At 54.5% G+C, this 19273-nt stretch carries 10 protein-coding genes; 3 read left to right on the forward strand and 7 right to left on the reverse strand.

Annotation, left to right across the window (positions count from 1 at the left end):
- Positions 1-7: 7 nt before the first annotated feature.
- Both FRD01_RS09250 and FRD01_RS09255 read right to left on the reverse strand, forming a co-directional pair.
- Positions 8-310 carry a hypothetical protein gene (locus FRD01_RS09250; RefSeq protein WP_146959106.1) on the reverse strand — a complete coding sequence of 101 codons (303 nt, stop codon included), beginning with the start codon at positions 308-310 and terminating at the stop codon, positions 8-10.
- 75 nt (positions 311-385) lie between these two features.
- Entirely contained in the window at positions 386-1663 is a 1278-nt protein-coding gene (locus FRD01_RS09255) for an endonuclease (RefSeq protein ID WP_146959107.1), read from the reverse strand.
- A 125-nt stretch (positions 1664-1788) separates the two neighbouring features.
- On the opposite strand from FRD01_RS09255, the gene FRD01_RS09260 reads away from it, so the two are divergent.
- From FRD01_RS09260 to bcp, 3 genes are all read left to right on the forward strand, one after another.
- Positions 1789-2181, forward strand: coding sequence for a VOC family protein (locus tag FRD01_RS09260; RefSeq protein ID WP_146959108.1), 393 nt, complete (start codon positions 1789-1791; stop codon positions 2179-2181).
- Positions 2178-3986 (forward strand): AMP-dependent synthetase/ligase, encoded by a 1809-nt coding sequence (locus FRD01_RS09265; protein WP_146959109.1) that lies wholly within the window; start codon positions 2178-2180, stop codon positions 3984-3986. The genes FRD01_RS09260 and FRD01_RS09265 overlap by 4 nt, the downstream gene beginning before the upstream one ends.
- Positions 3987-4054: 68 nt before the next feature.
- Positions 4055-4525, forward strand: coding sequence for a thioredoxin-dependent thiol peroxidase (gene bcp / locus FRD01_RS09270; protein ID WP_146959110.1), 471 nt, complete (start codon positions 4055-4057; stop codon positions 4523-4525).
- 1 nt (position 4526) lies between these two features.
- Here the strand turns inward: bcp and FRD01_RS09275 are convergent, their stop codons facing one another.
- The 5 genes from FRD01_RS09275 to FRD01_RS09295 form a co-directional block, all read right to left on the reverse strand.
- A complete protein-coding gene (locus tag FRD01_RS09275) occupies positions 4527-5321 on the reverse strand; it encodes a PEGA domain-containing protein (protein WP_146959111.1) in 795 nt (264 codons plus the stop codon).
- Positions 5322-5411: 90 nt separating this feature from the next.
- Positions 5412-6506 carry a redox-regulated ATPase YchF gene (ychF, locus tag FRD01_RS09280; protein ID WP_146959112.1) on the reverse strand — a complete coding sequence of 365 codons (1095 nt, stop codon included), beginning with the start codon at positions 6504-6506 and terminating at the stop codon, positions 5412-5414.
- Between the two features lie 85 nt (positions 6507-6591).
- Positions 6592-7263 carry an SRPBCC family protein gene (locus FRD01_RS09285; protein WP_146959113.1) on the reverse strand — a complete coding sequence of 224 codons (672 nt, stop codon included), beginning with the start codon at positions 7261-7263 and terminating at the stop codon, positions 6592-6594.
- A 43-nt stretch (positions 7264-7306) separates the two neighbouring features.
- A complete protein-coding gene (locus FRD01_RS09290; RefSeq protein WP_146959114.1) occupies positions 7307-9916 on the reverse strand; it encodes an ATP-binding protein in 2610 nt (869 codons plus the stop codon).
- Between the two features lie 31 nt (positions 9917-9947).
- The gene (locus FRD01_RS09295) at positions 9948-19208 is read right to left on the reverse strand and encodes an FG-GAP-like repeat-containing protein (protein ID WP_249756139.1); all 9261 of its coding nucleotides are present in this window, start codon (positions 19206-19208) and stop codon (positions 9948-9950) included.
- Between the last annotated feature and the right edge of the window lie 65 nt (positions 19209-19273).

Below are 19273 nucleotides of genomic sequence, written 5' to 3' on the forward strand. Positions count from 1 at the left end.
GAGGAGACTAGAACTGAAAGAAAGGAACGTACGCACTCAGAGCCGCCGTGAAGAGGGCTAGTAGGGCCTGCTCGACCCTGAAGTGCTTAAATCTAGTGAGGGTATAGATGAAGAAGACTAGCGCTGGGACCGCGGTGAAGTAGGCTAAATCCCGTGCTCCGGTCACATCCATCCAGAGCAACCATGGAGCACTTGCGAACCAGAAGTTCGCGCTTGTGCAATGATACGACCCGAAAAAATCCGCAAAGAACGGAGCAAAGGCTATCTGACCCGAAATCACTCCCCACAAGAACCATGTTCTTCGGCGCATCCTCATCCCTGCATTATCGCAGGTTTAGGCACTTCAACGCAAGCATTTCGTTAAACTCTCAACAAAATGCGCTGTTTAGAAGTCCGAAATTCGCCCCACCAATTCTGGGTTTTCGATGAAGGGATTTCGAGAGCCTTGGTACATGGACACGCTGCGATTTCTGGCCGCTTCGACCTCGGTAGGCGGAAAACGCTGATGCCAATCTCTGAGAACGTTTTCTTCATGAGCAGGGATATCGAGCTGATACATCACTGCCACGTAGAACATGGCTCGCGCGGACTTTCCTTTTTGTTCATCCCGCGGCTCAAATCGGGTATCTCCCGAGGAGTCGCTGCCGCGCTTGGAGCCACCTTCCTCCCATGTCGCTGAATTCACAACGCCAAGATAAAGGTTGCTACGCTGAATGTTGGAATCGGGCGTTGCCGGCGCGAGATGGTGCAAATCACTACGGGCCAGACCATCGCCACCTCTGGATTGCGGCCAGATATGCTCGGTGTTCATCACTTGTCCGTCCGGGATGCCGCGCGTCTCCACCAGCGTCCCGGTGTAGACGCATTCCACCCTTCCGTCCTCGTTGTCGATTGCCGAGAACATAAATTGCCGCGCATCACGGTAGTCGAGCACCGTGTGCGTGGCCGAGTGCCTCTCACGCATTGCAGCCTCGAGTTGGGCGTTGCTCAACCCGGGGAAAGGGTCAACGCCTTCGCAGGCATCCCCTTGACCATTGGAATTCGAGTCTTCTTGGCCCGGATTCTCCACAAACGGGCAGTTGTCTTCGGCATCGGGAACACCGTCTTGGTCAGTGTCCGCAAGCGCCTGACGGCAAGGGCCATCGAGGCAAATCAACTCGAACTCAAACTTGCCTTGAACGTCTGTTCGGTTTTCGACCACGAGGTCGTAAGTGCCCGAGCTAAAGAGCACAAATCCGTCAGAGATATCTGCCTCGTCCCAGGGAATCGAGGCGTCGCCTTGTTGGGGAAACGAGTAGGCGATGCGGCTCTGAGAGCCTTCTCGGAAAAGGCTTAGACCGGGACCCCAGCTTGATTCTCCGGTGTTCCGAAACCAGATTACGAGCGCATCTGATGCGGAGGCTTCTAATTTGATGGTTGCGCGTTGATTTGCATCGACGTGACCCGAAAACCTCGCGCCCGAAACAGGGATTGAATCGGGAAAATCATAAGGCTCAAACACATCGTCATTGTTGGGCTCTTCGACGAAATCAGGCTCCATGTCCTCTTCGCCAAAATCCTCTTCCGTACTCATGTCTTCGACAGGAGGATTAGGGTCTCCCTTGGGCTCTGGAGAAGAACAGCCGAGTCCCAAGAGCAAAAACAAAATCAACAAACGATGCATCAAAACCTCAATTCAACCGGCGCATATGCTAGCGATTTTAGTAAATCGAGTCCACGCCCGATGTCGATTGACCGCAATCTTGCTGGCCCATACACTCTCAATCTAGTCTTAAGTTGAGTAGATGATTGAAGAAACTTAGCGTTCATCACATTGCACTGGGCGCCCAAGATCCTCAGCGAGTTGCGGAGTTCTACACGCATTATTTCGGGGCGCCCGAACTACGCAGAAACTACTACCCGGACGGTAGCTTACGCTCGATTTGGTTGGACTTGGACTTTGTCCTCATGGTGGAACATATCTCGGAGTCCGAGCGTCCCGAAGAGCACTCAAGCGGGATGCGCCCAGGAATGTTTCTCATTGCATTAAGTGTGGATGCCCAGCAGCGCATCAACCTGGAGACCGCGTGGGCGGCTGATGGTGTTCAGGTAGACCAGAAGACCGAGTTCACCACGTACGCACGCGACCCAGAAGCAAATCGTGTGGCCATTTCCACGTACCCATTTGAGGAGAGATCATGAACTACGATTCTATCGTTGAGAGACTCTATGCTCACGCGCATTTGACGCCCGGGCGTGCAGCGCTCTGGTACAAGGACCAGCGCACCTGGAAGAACTACACGTGGGAAGCCTACGCAAAGGCCATCACTCGGTTTGCAGGGGCCCTGATTTCGCTCGGGTTCGAGGCTGGCGGTTGCACAGCGATCATTGGCAACAACTCTCCAGAATGGCTGATTGCCGACATTGGAACCATGGCGGCGGGTGGTTGCCCGGCGGGAATCTATCAGACGAGCACACAGGAGCAGGCATTCTACGTCGCTGACCACTGCGAGGCCGAGGTGCTGGTCGTGGAAGACTTGGGGCTCTTTCACGCTTTGGGACTCGACCAGAACCGCGGGAAGCTCTCCAAGGTCAAGAAGTTTGTGCTGATACGTGATGCCGAGAAGGTCGACGCCGACGACGTCATGTCGTTCGAAGAATTTTTGGCGCTTGGCGACGCACATGAGGCCGACGTCGCGCAGCGTCGCGCCGCCATAAAGCCCGAGGACCTGGCCACGCTCATCTACACAAGCGGCACAACAGGACCTCCTAAGGGTGTGATGCTCTCACACGAGAACCTGGCCTGGACGGCACGCCGTGCTGTAGAAGCCGTGGGCGAGGTGGGCGAGGACGATTGTGTGGTGTCGTATTTGCCGCTCTCTCATATTGCCGAGCAGATGTTCTCTATTCATCTGGCGATCACAGCGGGCTATCCGATTTGGTGCTGTGACGATATCTCCAAAGTCAAAGAGACGCTCGTTGTGGCGCGCCCCACTCTATTTCTGGCCGTACCGCGCGTGTGGGAGAAATTCCGCGTTGCCCTCGAAGCCAGATTTTCTGAGGCCACCGGCCCAAAACGCAAAATCCTCGACCTCTCTCTAAAGACCGGAAGAGATGTGGGTGAAAAGGTTGTCGAAAAAGGAATTGCGGGCCTTAGCCTTCCAGAACGCGCACAATTCGAGCTCGCCCAACGACTCTTTGGAAACAAACTCAAAGCCGCACTCGGTCTAGACAGGCTAAAAGTAGCCGTTTCGGGAGCGGCCCCTATCGGCAAGGACGTCCTCGATTTCTTCCTCGCAACGGGCATCATCATCCACGAAGTCTATGGGCAGTCCGAAGGGAGTGGACCATCCTCCTTTAACTTCCCGCGCCCGGGAGAGCGTCGGATTGGTTCGGTGGGAAAGGCCTTCCCTGGAGCCGAGATCAAGATCGCCGAAGATGGAGAAATCCTTGTGAAGGGTAAGAACGTTTTCAAAGGATACTTCAAAGATCCTGAGTCTACGTCCGAGACGCTGATCGATGGTTGGCTTCATTCCGGCGACGTGGGACGGCTGGACGGCGAAGGGTTCCTCTACATCACAGATCGCAAGAAGGACCTCTTGATCACCGCCGGAGGTAAGAATGTGGCGCCCCAGAATATTGAGGCGAAGCTTCGAGAAATCGACGGAATCAGCCAGGCTTTTGTGATTGGCGACCGCCGAAAGTTTCTAAGCGCCCTTTTGACTCTGGACCCTGAGCGTGCCCCAGCACTTGCTCGTGAGCGAGGCTGGCCAGAAGACCTGGATTCGTTGGCGACTCATGTGGATTTTCTGGCCCATGTAGATCACGGCGTCGAAAAAGCCAACGCGGCGCTTGCGAGGTACGAGTCCGTTCGAAAATACAAAGTGTTGGCGAATGATTTCACGACTGAATCCGGTGAGCTCACGCCTACTCAAAAAATGAAGCGCAAGGTCATCAACGAAAATCACGCTGATATCATTGAGAGTCTCTACGAGGGTCTGGACTAATTTCGAACCCCGGCCCTCCTTAAAGGCATCCTTTGGTCACATTTTACCCCAACCCGAGAGGATAAATTATGGCTGAAAACCCTAAACTCAATGTCGGAGACGCCGTTCCAACCTTCAGTGCCGAGTCGGATGACGCAGGCACGGTCTCATCAAAAGATCTCAAAGGTAAAAAGTACGTACTCTACTTCTACCCCAAAGATATGACGCCGGGATGCACCACACAGGCTTGCGACTTCAATGACAACCTCGGGCACTTCAAAGAGCTCGGCTACGAGGTCTACGGCGTCTCTCCGGATAGCGTCGCCTCGCACGAGCAATTTCGAAAAAAACACGACCTTGGCTTCACGCTCTTGGCCGATCCAGAACACAAATTAGCTGAATCGTTTGGCGTGTGGCGGGAGAAGAAGAATTACGGAAAGACGTATATCGGTCTTGTTCGCTCTACGTTTTTTGTGGGCGAGGACGGAAAGATTAGCGCGATCTACGACAACGTTCGCGCCAAGGGACATGTCGCGAAGCTCCTAAGAGAAATGGCGTGATTTAAGGCGTAGTCCGTTCGCGGAAGAAGAGCTTGATTCGAGATCCGTCTCTGACGCGGACGATCTTCTTCTCCGAAATCTCACCCCCATCATACTGGACCTGAACTTCGTGGCGCCCGTTTTCGGACTCTACGGTTCCGGGGGTTTTTTCACCCGTGTTCTTTCCGTCGATAATGATGGTGCCGGGGGGCTTTGAGTAGACGGTGATTTTTCCGGGATCAGCGCCTTCTTTTTTCTCTTCTTCAGGCTTTGGTGCTGCCCGAGGCGCAGGTTTAGCCGCCACGGGTGCCGTTCCCGAGAACCCTGGAATCTCCACGATCAATAGGCGCGTCTCGTACGGTTTCAGGTAGACCTTGTACGCCTTTGTCTTTCCTGCGTGCGTGACCCGAACATCATATGGTCCACCTGCGGGTAGAACAACGCCTTCGGGTTCATCAGGTTCAAAATAGCTTGGGTAAGGGATGCCGTTTACGGTGACCTCTGATTTTTGGAAGTTCGCTACCACTTGGAGCACGGCCGGCTTTAGGGTTGTCTTTTTCTGTTTCTTGGAAGTTTGACCCACCAAGTCTTCTTCTGCAGATTCGACCAAAATTGGCTCGGACTCGGCCAGATCCTCGACGGCTTCAAATGGTACCGAATCGGGCGCAACATGTGCCACGAACTCTGGGTGAGCCTCAGCCTTCTCTGTCCCCACAAAAGCGCGCTGAGCATCGAGCCCCATGATCACAGAGAGGATCAGGACCAGCACGGCGGCCATTGCGATTCCCAAATTCCAAGCTGTGTTCGCGTTCATCATTCGTCTCTGGTTAAACCGCGGGGAAATTCACGTCAAGAATCACCGTAGAGTATAACGCCAAAAGACCCAAAGATATTCTATGGGCGGAGATCAGGCGTTATGACGGAAATGCATGATATCTCCGTCTTTCACCATGTACTCCTTACCTTCCAGACGCAACTTACCGGCGGCTTTAATGCCGGCTTCCGAGCCGTACTGCTCCAAATCTTCCAGGGTGAAGACTTCTGCGCGAATAAACCGTTTCTCGAAGTCCGTGTGGATCACACCTGCAGCCTGAGGCGCTGTGTAGCCTTCGTAGATGGTCCAGGCGCGAATCTCTTGCACGCCTGCAGTGAAGAAGCTGCGAAGCCCCAACAACGAGTATGTAGCGCGAATCAGAACGTGCAGCGCGGGCTCTTCGATCCCAAGACCGTCGAGCATTTCCTGACGATCTTCTTCGGAAAGCTGGGCCAATTCGGCTTCGATGGTTCCGCAAATGGTGACGACCGAGGCATTGGTTTCCTCGGCATATTGCCGCACCTTAGCGACGTGCTCCGAGTTTCCGTCCAGGTCATCTTCAGCCACGTTGGCTACATAGAGCACGGGCTTGAGCGTCAAGAGGTGTGAATCATAGATCAACGCCTCTTCCTGCGGGTCGAGACTCACCTTTCGTGCTGGCATGCCCTGATCGAGCGCGGCATGGATTTTCTCCAAAACCTCCAGACGAGCGATCTCGGTCTTGTCTCCGCTCTTTGCCGCCCTTCTGGTCTTGTCGAGGCGCTTTTCTACGGATTGTGCATCCGCCAAAATGAGTTCCAGCTCAATCGTTTCAATGTCACGAATCGGGCTGACGCTTCCATCAACGTGCGTGACGTTCGGGTCGTCAAAACAACGAACGACGTGCAAGATCGCGTCGACTTCGCGAATATCTGCAAGGAATTTATTGCCGCGCCCTTCACCTTTTGACGCGCCTCGAACCAAGCCCGCAATATCCCAAATATCCACAGCGGCTGGGATGACGCGATCGGTCGGAATATACTTCTGGATGCGTTTTAATCGTGGGTCTGGAACAGCAACCACGCCCTTATTGGGGTCGATCGTGCAAAAAGGATAGTTTGCCGATTCAGCCCCCGCGTTGGTCAACGCGTTATACGTAGTGGACTTTCCGACATTAGGAAGACCGACAATACCCGCAGAAACACTCATAATTTACGCCTCGATTCAGCCGCGTCCCGTATTGGTCCGCCAAAAATACGCGCGAACATTACGGGATTCTGGCCAAGGCGCAAGGCTAACGTTTGCCGAACTTCTTTTCAGCATCCGATCTAAGGCGCCTGACAGTCTCAACACACCCATCTCGGAGAGCGGATCCCACCAAAAAGTCTGGCACCCACGTCCCTGGATCAAACCAGAGCCGGTATGAAACAAGGGTTCGCGCACCATTCTCGATAGGTTGCAGAATGTAGGAGCCGGCCACAACGGTTGCTCGCACTACCCCGTCTTTCTCCTTCGGTCCCTTGGAGTTGTCTTGTACCCATTTCCAACCATAGGGGCCCTTGTTCGTCCCCTCAGGCTCAAAAAGGTTGAGCTTGACGGTGAAATCGCGGTCTTGAATCCCAGTGGCGCTCACACGCTGGTAGAGATAGCCCCATGTCCCGTAATTGGCGATGGGTTCGAATTCTTCGATAAACGAGTATGTACGAGCACGTTCCGGGTCAGTGATGATCGGAAACATATCCTTTGCCGAGTACGGCAGAATGACGTCCACACGAATGGCGTCCACCCCGGTAGGGACTTTACTGTTGGTGTAGACGGTGATTCCGCCCTTCTCCTTTGAATGGACCTTCCAAGGGCCTTTCTGCCAACCCGTATATTTGTACATATGCTGGGCGGTCGCGGGAGCTGACCAACCCACGAAGAAAAGCAAAATCAGAAGAAGGGGCGTAATTTTCAAACGGCTCATTGGGCTCTCCATGCGGAGGGTCTCTCAAAAGGTGAACTACAAATCAACTATGGCTTGCTTCTGATGGTGAAACAGTGGTTCGGTTTCGTTCTATTTCGGATTGAAGCCCGATTTCACTCTTCGCCCACGCCTGAACAAGCGCCTCAAACAACTTAGACGCATCCCCTGTTCCTTTATTCTTTGCGCTTACCTCGAGGCGCTGTGCGAGCTCACTGACCCTTGTAGACCCAAAGAGCGAAGCGGACCCCTTTAGCGAATGAGCGGCTACCTCAAGCCCGCCCCAATTCTCTTGATGCAGGGTATCGTCGATCTGACCGATCAGCTCACGTCCATTCTCAATATGGTCTTTAATCAGTTCGTTATACTTATCGGGTTGTTTGGCAAACACCTCTTTGAGGCGCATTAAGGGCTCCTCGTCTCGCTCCAGAGCGGAAACCATATCGTTCGAGGTGGTGATTCCGCGCGCCTTTCCGTATCGCTCAAGCGCGCCGATCAAGCTTTCAATCTCAATGGGCTTCCCGATAAAATCGTTCATCCCAGCGTCCAGGCACTGCTGGCGCTGCTCCTCCAACGAGCTTGCCGTCAGCGCTACGATCCATGGCCTACTGGTCCCGGACTTTTGACGGATTCTTCGCGTGGCTTCGAGCCCATCAACTTCTGGCATGTGCATGTCCATGAGGATCACATCAAACTCGGTCTCGGTGTTCAATTCCAGCGCCTGGGCGCCCGTGGCCACAATGTGTGGGTCGTACCCAAGGCCGCGCAGCATGGCCTCGGCGACCTTTTGATTGACCAGATTATCTTCTGCCACCAAGACCCGCATAGGAATGCGACGAGCGAACTCGCCGTCAAACGGATTGAGGGAGCGAGGAACTTTGGGAACGGTGGAGGCCTGTCCTCCGAGCAACCCCTCGAAAGTGTGCACGACCTGCCGATAACGCAAAGGCCTGTAGATGGTGCCCTGGAAACCCGTTTCGCTTGCCACCGACTGCGGATCAGCCAGCGTTCCAACCAAAACAATAGGCAGATTCGGCCGGTGTTCTCGCACCGCCTCCAGATGTTCGGGTCTGTAGTCTTCGGCAAAGAATACAGCCATCGCCAAGCCTGGCTCCAATTCCAAGGTGTGACGAATTCTCACCGGGTCGAGCACGAGGAAAACATCCATGCCCCACTGCATCGCGAATGAGATCAGGGTGTCTCGAGAGATTCCTGGTGAAGCCACCAGTAGAATCTGCTTTTCGAAGAGTGTTAGGTGGTCGGCGGCCGGGTCCAGCCAGTCAAGATCCCAGCCTGAAACGTCTGCTGCGATAGCCGGATCGAGGGCCTGCACATTGGACGTGAAGCGAAACGCGGCTCCTTCACCGAGCTTACTCTCGACCCAAATTTTGCCGCCCATGAGCTCAGCGATTCTCTTGGAAATCGCGAGTCCTAGACCCGTTCCGCCGTATTTGCGCGTGGTCGATGCGTCCACCTGAGAAAAGCTTGCAAAGAGCTTATGCTGATGGGCCTCATCAATGCCTATGCCCGTGTCGATCACAGAAACCAGTATCTGCTCCTCCAACATCGATACTTCAACCCGCACCTCACCTCTCTCGGTGAATTTAACGCCGTTGTTGACAAGGTTGAGCAGGATTTGCCTAAACCGCGTCACGTCTCCCATCACGCGGGTCGGAACGTCCTCCTTCATGGTGTAGCCGAGGTCGAGACCTTTTTCGTAACTTGGGCCGCTGAAAAGATCGAGCACGTCTTCGATACACTCTCGAAGATCAAAAGCCACGGTTTCGATTTGCACCCCGCCGGCCTCAAGTTTCGAGAAATCAAGCAAGTCGTTGATAATACTCAGGAGCGACTTTCCCGACTTATCGATGGTCCGCAGGATCTGATGCTGTTCGGGCGTAAGCGGCGTGGCGAATAGCACGGACACCATACCCAACACGCCGTTTAGCGGGGTCTTAATCTCGTGCGAGACGTTCGCGAGGAACTGACTCTTGATATTTGAGGCTCGAACAGCCTGGTCGCGGGCACGCTCGAGTTCGGTGGCGTTTCGGCGCAAGGCAATCGCCTTTTCACGCATCAGCTCTTCGTGATGTTGAATGCGGGCAATATAGTGTTTCGTGGTGCGAAACGATGCGATGGCGAATCCAAGGACCAACCCAACGAGGAACATCTGCCCGAAGAGTAGCTCTTGGCCCGATGAGACGTACTCAGGCGCAAGGTAGAAATAGTCGCCGGAGAGATGAATCCCCGCGAGCGCGATGCTCACGAGAATCGCCCAGAGCACAGCTGCTCGAGCACCACTCTGGAACACGGCGAGCAGTGGCGCTGCGGCCATATACCAAAGGGCCATGGCATCTCCCTGCCCCGAAAGGAGCGAGACCACCACAAGTCCTGTGATCGAGATGCCCAGATTGACGTGCGCAAGCCAACGGTGATGCGCCTCCTCAACTTGTCGAACGATTACCCAGAGAATCCCGGTCAAAGCCAGAACGCCGAGGTCGATCGCCGAATGAATCATTCGCCCCTTCATCAGATGAAGCAGCGTGAAGAGCACCCAACCTGCCCCCACAATCATGATGAGCACGTCGAGCCGAGCCCCATGAGGCGGGGTCTCGATCTTGGCGGAAAGGAGTTCTTGTGTGTCGTTCTTGGCCATCCGGCGAGTCTATATCAGGCGCGAAAAACTTTCACTCATCCCATGGCGTCATTAACTCGTCTCCATCAGGGGGCGAGAAGCCTTCACCGCAATAACATGGCGAAGCAGGTGGGTTGAGCGGGTCCTCTGGACCATCAGGACAAACACAGACGTTGAGGAACTGGCATTCTTGCGGACCACATTGTTCTTCACCGACCGGACACGTTGCAGAACCAGCTGGAGGAGGGGTCTCGTTCAGCTCTTCGAATTTCGTATCATTTTTGATGTCTACCAGGCCGTCACAATCATCGTCGAGCCCGTTGCAACGCTCCACGGCTCCCGGGAAGATCTCAGGATCGTTGTCGTTGCAGTCGGTGCCCTCTGGACACGTGGCTCCATCCTTTCCTAGATAACCATCGCCATCGGCATCCCTACAACGATTGCATGCGTCATCGTTCGGACCCGAACACGATACAACGCCTCCGACCCCACACTGATAGAGCCCTAGACCACAACCGTTAACAGTCGTGAGCCCATCGGCATAACACGCCGTATTTTCTGGGCTTGTTGCGCTCAAGCGCACATGGAAGGTCCGTTGTCTTGAGATTTGGAGGAAGTCCTCACCAGGTTGATGCACGCCGAACCTCAGACGATCGTCGGAATTGCTATTGTCGGTGTGATTTCTCCAGCGATAGGTCATTTCCACTTCACTTAGACTGACCTTAGCTCCGCTCCAACGTGTCATCATCGCGATGGAATCTGCCTCTCGGTAATCATCGTCGCTGATCTCGTAATCATCGAGATCAAACTCGAGGTCCATCCTTGAGTTTCTGAATCGATCAGGAACGTCGTCACCACGGTCACCGGGCTTCCTATCATCCCAGAAAGCAGGGAATGCTTCAGCAATGGTATTTGAACCGGGGAAGCCGAGCCTCATCCTCGCTTCATAATCGTCTCGATTCGTTTCTTGATCACGGCCCATCGCGTTGATGAAGCTAAGGCCGCCAGTCTTGAGGTCGCGGTACATGGCCATAACCGACCGGTCGACCGCTTGAATATTGGTACCGTCAGTGCTCTGAATGTCCGTGCTTCCGACACGATCCCGTGAGCCGCGTTGCGTAAAGTTCATCGCATCTTGGACCCGTTGATCTTGGTCAATGGTGGTCATCAGCTGCCAGGAAGTGGAGTCGGTTCTCCACTCCACCATTGGGAACCGAAGTCTGTCCGGCTCGTCTACCGATCCATTGCAGTTGTTATCGATGCCATCACAAACTTCGAATGCCCAAGGCTGAACTGTCTGGGTGCAGCGGCGCTCACCATTTGCGCAATAACTTGTTCCACTGCGGCAGATACCCTCTTTTCCGGTCTGACAGCCCTTTCCGGCATCACGAGAGTAGTAGTTTGCCCCGGCTTCGGAGATTGCCAATCTCAAGGTCTCACGAGGATCAAGTTCGATCACGCTGCCGTCGGCGTTGATCCACTCCCATTTCCGCACGTCTCCACTGAACTCTGCGTCGATTTCGATGCTCCAGCCCGAGCTATGATGTGAGCCGAACCTTCCAATCGCGATACTTCCGGTGTCTTGAGCGCCGCTCGTCACCATGGCGTGAACCACGTATTCGTCGTCAAACTCGCCGTCTTGGACGATGGAGTAAGACTCGTACTCATCGTCCTCAAAGACCCTGTCCGGCGTTCCCTGAGCGTTGAAAATACGCACACGATAGCTGGCCATCGCCGGCTCCTGCGAGACATCCTTGGAGCCCTGACTCAACCACAGGACGTATCGGCCTTCGGGGTTGCTCGTGGTGGCCATCGTCCTGTCGAGGAAGAGTGTTGCCCTAGCCGTGTGAGCCTCAGGTACATCTGGATTTTCGGAAACGCCGCTCGAGTAATTTACAAAATTCTGGAAAGTCTGGCCGCCGGCACCGACAAAAGGTTGAGGCCAGAACCAGTGCAAGGAGCTGCGGATACCAACGATATGACCATCTGCGACTCGGAAGATGAAGTTATCGTTGTAGTCGTCGTCGAGCGCTGCACAATGGCTGCTCGCGCACCGTCCGTCCACGCACACATTGGGCGCTTCGCAAGACGAGCAGTCGTCAAAGCAGATTCCCTGGTGGCAGACCTGAGTCCCGGGGCAGACCACGGAGTCACAGGAATTCGGCTCACACACGCCCTGATAGCATTGTTCGTCGGCCCCACATTGGGAGTCGTCCGTACATTCACCACGGCATTCTCCGTCTGAGCATGAGTATCCATCGGGGCATACAAAAGCGCCGCCGAGGCAAGGATCACCCACACAGACACCGTCCAAACAGGCCTCGCCAGCCGCACAATCGGAGTTCTGATTACAAACAGGCTGACAGACCCCGCCGTAACAGCTCTCTCCTTTTGGACAGAGCACGTGGTCACACGCTTCTTCTCCACACCTTCCGTCAAAGCAATACTCTTGCGGCTCGCCGGCTTGCTCGGCCGAAGTCGCCAAGAGCTTCCAATCGCCGGCGTTATCACATGCATCAGTGTCGTCGGAGTCGGTGTCCAGAATTTCGACGAGTTGATACTCACCGAGCGTAGAAGGAACCACGCACTTTTCAACGACCCGACCGTGCGGCCAGGTCACTCGGAGGTGGTACGGAACGTTCTCACCATAGGGCAAGCCGAAGTGCATGATCGCGGGATCTTGGCTACCGCGCCCACGTCCACCGCTGACCTCACGAAGCCCCAAGATATCTCCGTCGGCGTTGCGAATCACCACGGTCGCTCCGATACCATCACGCGTCGTTCCATCGTTCACATTGGCGCCGATCTCGCGGAGGTCCACCAAAGCTCGGATCATCAGGTATCGCTTGTCCGTGCGTGGGTTTTCCCAAAGTTCATTTTGGCGATAGGCGTGCACAAGAATGTCGAGTGAACCGTCCCGGTCGTAGTCGGCCATGGCCCCCGAGTAGGCGCGGACACGTGAATCAATTCCAAGGTTCTTTCGGACAAATCGCAGCTCGGTCGACGAGCTCTTATTGAGGTAGAGCTCAGAGCCCGCCTCTCCAATCCAGAAGAGGTCTTGACGGCCGTCATGGTCCACGTCACCGCATAGCACATCGTTCATATTGGTCATGGCCACACCGGCCGAGGCTCCAGGTTCCCCTGTAGGCGAGAAACTCCCATTGCTGCGCTGAAGCCAGATCTGATTTGTGCCGTTATCAGTCCAGATGATGTCAAAACGACCATCATTGTTCACATCACAGATCGTGACTCCACCCTTGTTGGAATTGCTCGCGTCGGAGCCAATGAGCGAGGTCGCAGTGAACGTGCCGTTTCCGCGATTGAAGTAGACCTGATGGTGCGAAAGTGCCGTCCAAGGCCGTGGTTTTCTACAAACCAGATCCACATTCCCGTCGAGATTCAAATCGGCAGCCGCACAGAAGTCGCCGTTGCGGTCGAAGAAAGCTCCGTCAGTGATTCCGACATCGACCCTATTGAACGACCCATCACGTTGGTTCTGATACGTAATGACCCCGTATTCTTCATCTTCAGCAAAGAGGTCGAGCCAACCGTCACCGTCGTAGTCGATCCATGCCATGCCCTCGCTGTTCATTTGGCTGCGTCCCGAGAATGCACCGCCCGCGGGAATGGTAAAGGCCTGGTCAGAGACCAATCTATAATTGGGAGCACCCGTGTTTCGATACAACGAGATAATATTGGAGGTATTTCTTGCGAGGTCTGGGTTTCCGTCATTATTCCAATCGCCCCAGATGACCGAGCGTTCACGCGTGTACTTCTGGAAATGTGACTCACCCGATGAGTCAATCGGTGCCACGGTATCCGTAACGTCGGTAAAGCCAGGGCTTGTACAATTGGCGAGGTAAAGTCTAGAGCCCGCGGCGGGATCGGCTGTGTTCAACGCCAAGTCGAGGCAACCGTCAGCGTTGACGTCCGCCCATGCAACCCCGGCGAACTTCTGCCAAGGCGTGGCTAGCCCAACGCTATCGGCGACGTTTCGGAATCCGGCCGAGCCTACAAATCCAGGGCAATCGCCATTCGTTGCACAAGCCACATGGCAGGTACCGGCACCACACACGGTACCAATCGGACAATAGACGCCTTCGCACGGATCGTCGGGGAGACAAACTTCGTTGTTGTAACAGATATGTTCCGGATCGTCGCAGGTGCCGTCGGAATCACAAACGGGGGCACAAACACCACCGAAACAGGTCTCGCCGAGCTCACAGAAGACGTTATTGCAAGGCTCGCCGGCGCACCGATCTGGCCCGACTGGGGCGATCACGCTCACGTGACATACCTGATAGCTCACACAGTCCTCGCTATCGGTACATGCGGTATGACACCCGTTTTGGTAGCAAACCATGCCACTAGGACACGTCACGGAACAATCGTTTTCGGCACATATCCCAGAGTAGCAGGCGAAGGGATCCACACACGGATCGGTGTCCGAACAATTGTCCAAACACTGGCCCTGATGGCATTGAGTTCCAAGTGGACACACGATGCCATCGCAAAGATCCTCGACTTCCAAACAGACCGATGCGTCCATACAGTATGAGTACGGAGGCGTACAATCGCCTGAATCTGAACACGAAGGAAAACAAGCACCTAAGTAACAGGACTCTCCTTGCGGGCAGTTGACCCCATCACAAGGTGACGGGCCTGGTCGGCACACGCCCTCGGCGCAAACATCCGTGACGCTACAATCATCATTGGACGTACATTGCCTAAAGCAACTTCCCTCTTCACACGAGAACCCTGCAGGGCAGATTACAAGCCCGCCGCAGATATTCTCAGGTGCGCAGAATTCCTGGTTGAAGCAGACGGTTCCTGACGGACAATCGGCGTTGTCGTCACACGCTGGCTGGCAGCTAACACCTTCGGTACCCGCAGACTCAACGCAAACCTCATCGATTGAACACTGCACAAGGTCACAAGGACTCGAAGTCGGATCATCGGGGGCTGGGCCGCAACCAAATGCATACTCGACAAGTGGCGCGGTGCAGACGCTGGTCGTGTCAAAACAACCACCTTCGGTACAGCTCATCCCTGAAGGGCAAACGATGGCATCGCAGGGATCTTCAGGGCCGCATGCCGAACTACCCACTGCCGCACCTGCGTAACAAGCTTCGCCCGATCCACAATCGGCATCGGACGCGCAAAGGTCCGAGGAACAATCACCCAAGACACATACTTCGCCGGACGCGCACGAGACACCATCACAGGGATCGGCGGGATCCGCACAAACACCCGCATTACAAATTTCGCCGGCGCCACAATCGGTGTCTTCGGAGCATTGGAGCACACAATCTACGCCGATGAGCACTTCACCTGGCAAACACGAGATATCCGCAGACACGGTGGATGGATCAGCGGTCTCACAGAAGCTCGAGTCGTAACATACCTCTCCAGCCGGGCAGTCAGCGTCAACCGAACACGAGGGTTGGCAGGTCAAACCGATACAGACTTCGTTGGCAGCACATGCCGGACAATTCACCACGAAGATTGGGGGTGACACGGCACGTGTTGTTACAACCTGGACAGGTGGAATCGGCGCCTGAGAAACATTGGCACGCACCTCAAATTCACCAGTGCCAAGACTGGAAGTATCCCATGAGAAGTAGTAGTAACGACCGCCTGGCGAGGTCTCAAGTTGTGGGAATTCAAAGAAAGTTGTCCAAGTGCCAGCGCCTACTTTTCGGTATTGCATTACTACGTCGGCCTTATCGCTCTCAGCATCCCTCAAAAATACGGGGATCGAAGTGATACCTGTAACCGGCCTTCCTGCGCCGCCATCGTCAAAGTTCAGAGGAAGATTTGGACGATAGACCACTGCTGTAGTCAGTTGGTTTTGCCCAGGGGCCGAATCTACATAGAAGTTGTTCCACATGATATGGAGCTCGCCGCTCACAGGTGCCAGAACCAGGTCTAGGTCGCCGTCATCATCCATATCGGCCGTCGCACTCGAAGCCCAGGAACCTGAGTCGTCGATTTGTGCGGCGCTGAATCCAAAATCAGGGGAGTTCGGTCCGTTGTTCAAGTAGACTTGGACCGAGTTGTGCGTAGCGCCAACCACCACCAGGTCCGGCCAGCCGTCACCGTTGAGGTCCGCAGCCTCCACATCCGTGACAAGTTCTGCTGTGAAGATTTCGGATGGGGTTTGCCAGTCGATTGCAGGAAATGGTGTCGCAGCAAATGGATCTTGGAGCATGACCGCTGTCGGCTGTCCATCATGCCCAAAGACCACGTCGAGTCGCCCATCGTTATTGAAATCAGCCAGCGCCACGGCGGTCTGGGTCCAATTGTTCAGATGCGGGAAGTTGTTGTTTTCATACACTATGCCCTCACCATCGTTCCTCAACCATCGAGCCGTTTGAGCGGCGTCATGCACTCCGCCGATCACGAGATCGGGAATACCGTCTTGGTCGAGGTCGCCAGCAGCGATCACGTTGGTGCGTGCTGAGGAGGCCCCCGTCCAAGTGGGCAAGAAGCCTTCCGGTGCCATCACGTCGGACTGAAGCAGGTAGTTATATCCCGCTGCATTGCCAACCATGACATCGGCACGACCCGCGGCGGTCAGCGCCGCCACCACGCCTGAGCTACGCGATAATGCCGGCAGCGCGCTGGTGCGGTCGTTAGAGAGCTCTACCCATGGCCCAAATCCTCCACCGTCAATTCCATAAGCAATTTGGCTCTTGGCCGAGTCGGTAGACGAGAAGAAGACCGAATCCAGCTTTCCGTCGCTGTTCAAGTCACCAATCGCAAATGACTCATAATCCGCCGCTGGGTCGTATTCCTCATCTCCATCAGTAAACTCAGGTCCTCGGCGTGAACCAAAATATGTTGACCCGAACGCGAGGTATGCAATGTCCGGATTCCTGTCGGAGTTGACGTCCGCGACGCGAACTTTTGCGAAGTCGCGGGTTGGTCCACCTATCGATGTGGGCGCCGAGAGCGGAGTCGTCGAACCTGGGTATATTGAAAGAATCGTGTTCGCAGCAGTCCTCGCGACTACATCTCTGACCCCGTCTCCCGTCACGTCCACCAAAAAGACCTCGTCAATATCGGTCGATAGATCCGTATAGAAGAGGGTTGCCCGCGCCCCTCCATATTGCAGCATCGCCATACCGGAGTTGCGAGTGCCGCTGTGGTAAGTACCGGGGAGAAGGATCACCAGTTCGTCCCTTCTATCTCCTCGAATATCTCCAACGGCTCCGCCGACCGCTCCCCACCCTTGATGGTCAATCAGGCCTAGATACTGCAATTGTGTGGTGTGCAGGATGGGGTCGTACGCATAGATCAGCGTTCGATCGAACGTGATGATTGCAATCTCTTGTGTATCGGTGTCCGGATCAATGAGGTTGCCAATCTCCAATTCGAAGGCACTTACATTGATCAAGTCGTTGACCACGGGAATAAAGGTCCAGTTGTTGGGGTCAAATCGATAGACTCTTAGGGTGCCGTTGGCATAAGTTACGATTTCGTAATCATCGATCCCATCTATATCTGCGGCTCGCATGAATCCAGAACCATGCGTGACCGTTCCAAGATATCGTTCTTGGAACTCGCAATTCCCAAGACCTTGAAACACCCGAAGGAAGCCGTTTTGCTCCAAGAGGGCCACGTCCACGTGACCATCCTTATCAAAGTCCACCATCTGAATCTCTTGAGCTTCTTTTCCCTGATAAAGTGTTTTGCTGAGAGTGACTGCATTGAGACTATGCCCCTCAGTTGAACGCGCAACCATGAGGCTAACGCCCGGGGAGTGCCTTACGCTAAAGGCGAGATCTGAGATTCCATCGGAGTCACAATCACCAACTCCTTGTGCGTACATCACGCCGTCGACAACACCTGAATTGTCAAAAATGTCGTCTTCAGTGAAATCCGGTAGAAGAGGATCCACAGTTTCAACTGTGTGAACTTCATTTAATGCCCCCATGCGAAAATTCGCAAAGAAGTCCACCTTACTGTCATTGTTCAGTTTGGCGGGCGTCATTCCCGTATAGAAGTCAACTTCGGCAAATGTATTGACATTCGACTCGCAACGCCCGTCCGCAGCGCAAACGCCTCCCAACCCACAATCATCGTTCACCAGACAAGGCTCATGACACGCGTTTGCCGTGGGATCACACGTGGTACCTGCGGGACAATCTAAATCGTCGGCACAACCGCCGACGAGGCACTCTCCAAAAACGCAGGCATCATCATTCGGACACTCATCAGATGTCGTACATTGAGTCAGACACTGCCCAGTTCCCTGGTAGCAATAGCTGTTTGGGAGATACGAACAATCTAAGTTGACCGAACAGAGCTCCCGGCACTGTCCGGCATCGCAATAGGCCGGAGCCGGGCAGTCGGGGTCTGTGAAACATGGCAGAGCACATTGTCCGTAAACACATGAATCACCAGCCTGGCAACTACCTGCAGTGCAAGGGTACTCACACTGGCCCGTCGCGAGATAGCAGTAGGTCAGACCAGCCTCAATGCATGGCAGATTGTTGGTGCAAAACTCCAAACACGCGCCTGACCCACTGTTGAGCGTTGTTTCACAATAAGAAGAACCCGCGGGGCAGACAGAGGGATCAGCGGTGCAAGGAGGCACACAAACTCCCGCGAGGCAGGTATCATCGGCCTCAGGACAGTTCGAGTTCTGAACACAAGGTTTTTGCACGATCATTCCGATCGTCCCAGGTTGATTTTGCAGAAACACGACGTCGGGCAGACGATCCCCGTTGATGTCTATCTTGCGGAAGTTCCTTAAGGCGTCTCCTCCCGTACTCAAGACCTGAACTTGTGTACCAGTCGTCTCTTTAACTTCGAGGACTGAGTTATCGGTCTGTAGGATAAGATCTGGCGAGCTTATTCGATCAAATAGCCCAACCAGACCAGCACCATCGTTTAAGAGTGGGGTGGTAATGTTGCTGATAGTTAAAGACGACGTGCCAGAGGGTTGTGCATAAGGAACACCCGTATTGTTGCTCCCAAAGAAGTAGTAGGTACTGTTCACAAATGAGAAAGGCCCTGCGGTTGCCACGCCCACCGGAGTCACTGGAAGTGGATCGGTCGGGAAATCCAACCGCAGCGGAGGAAATGGAGCTGCTATCAATGAGATAAACCGTCCTCCATCTACACCTGAGCCCACGAAAACGGTTTGCGGGTTGTGAAGCCGGATATGTCCAGTAGAATTAAAGCTCGCGATTGCCGGTTGAGGAATCTGGGCCCAGACGGCCCCGGTAAACCGGAACATTCCGAACAGGCCCCCAGTTGAAAATGCGATAAGATCGTTGTAGGCGTCGCCGTTGCTCGCTTTCATGTCTAAAAGAGCACAATCCACCAACGAGGGGACCCCAATGTCCGCCTCGACCGTCGTTGTCCAAG

The organism is Microvenator marinus, assembly GCF_007993755.1.
GTDB lineage: Bacteria > Myxococcota_A > Bradymonadia > Bradymonadales > Bradymonadaceae > Allomicrovenator > Allomicrovenator marinus.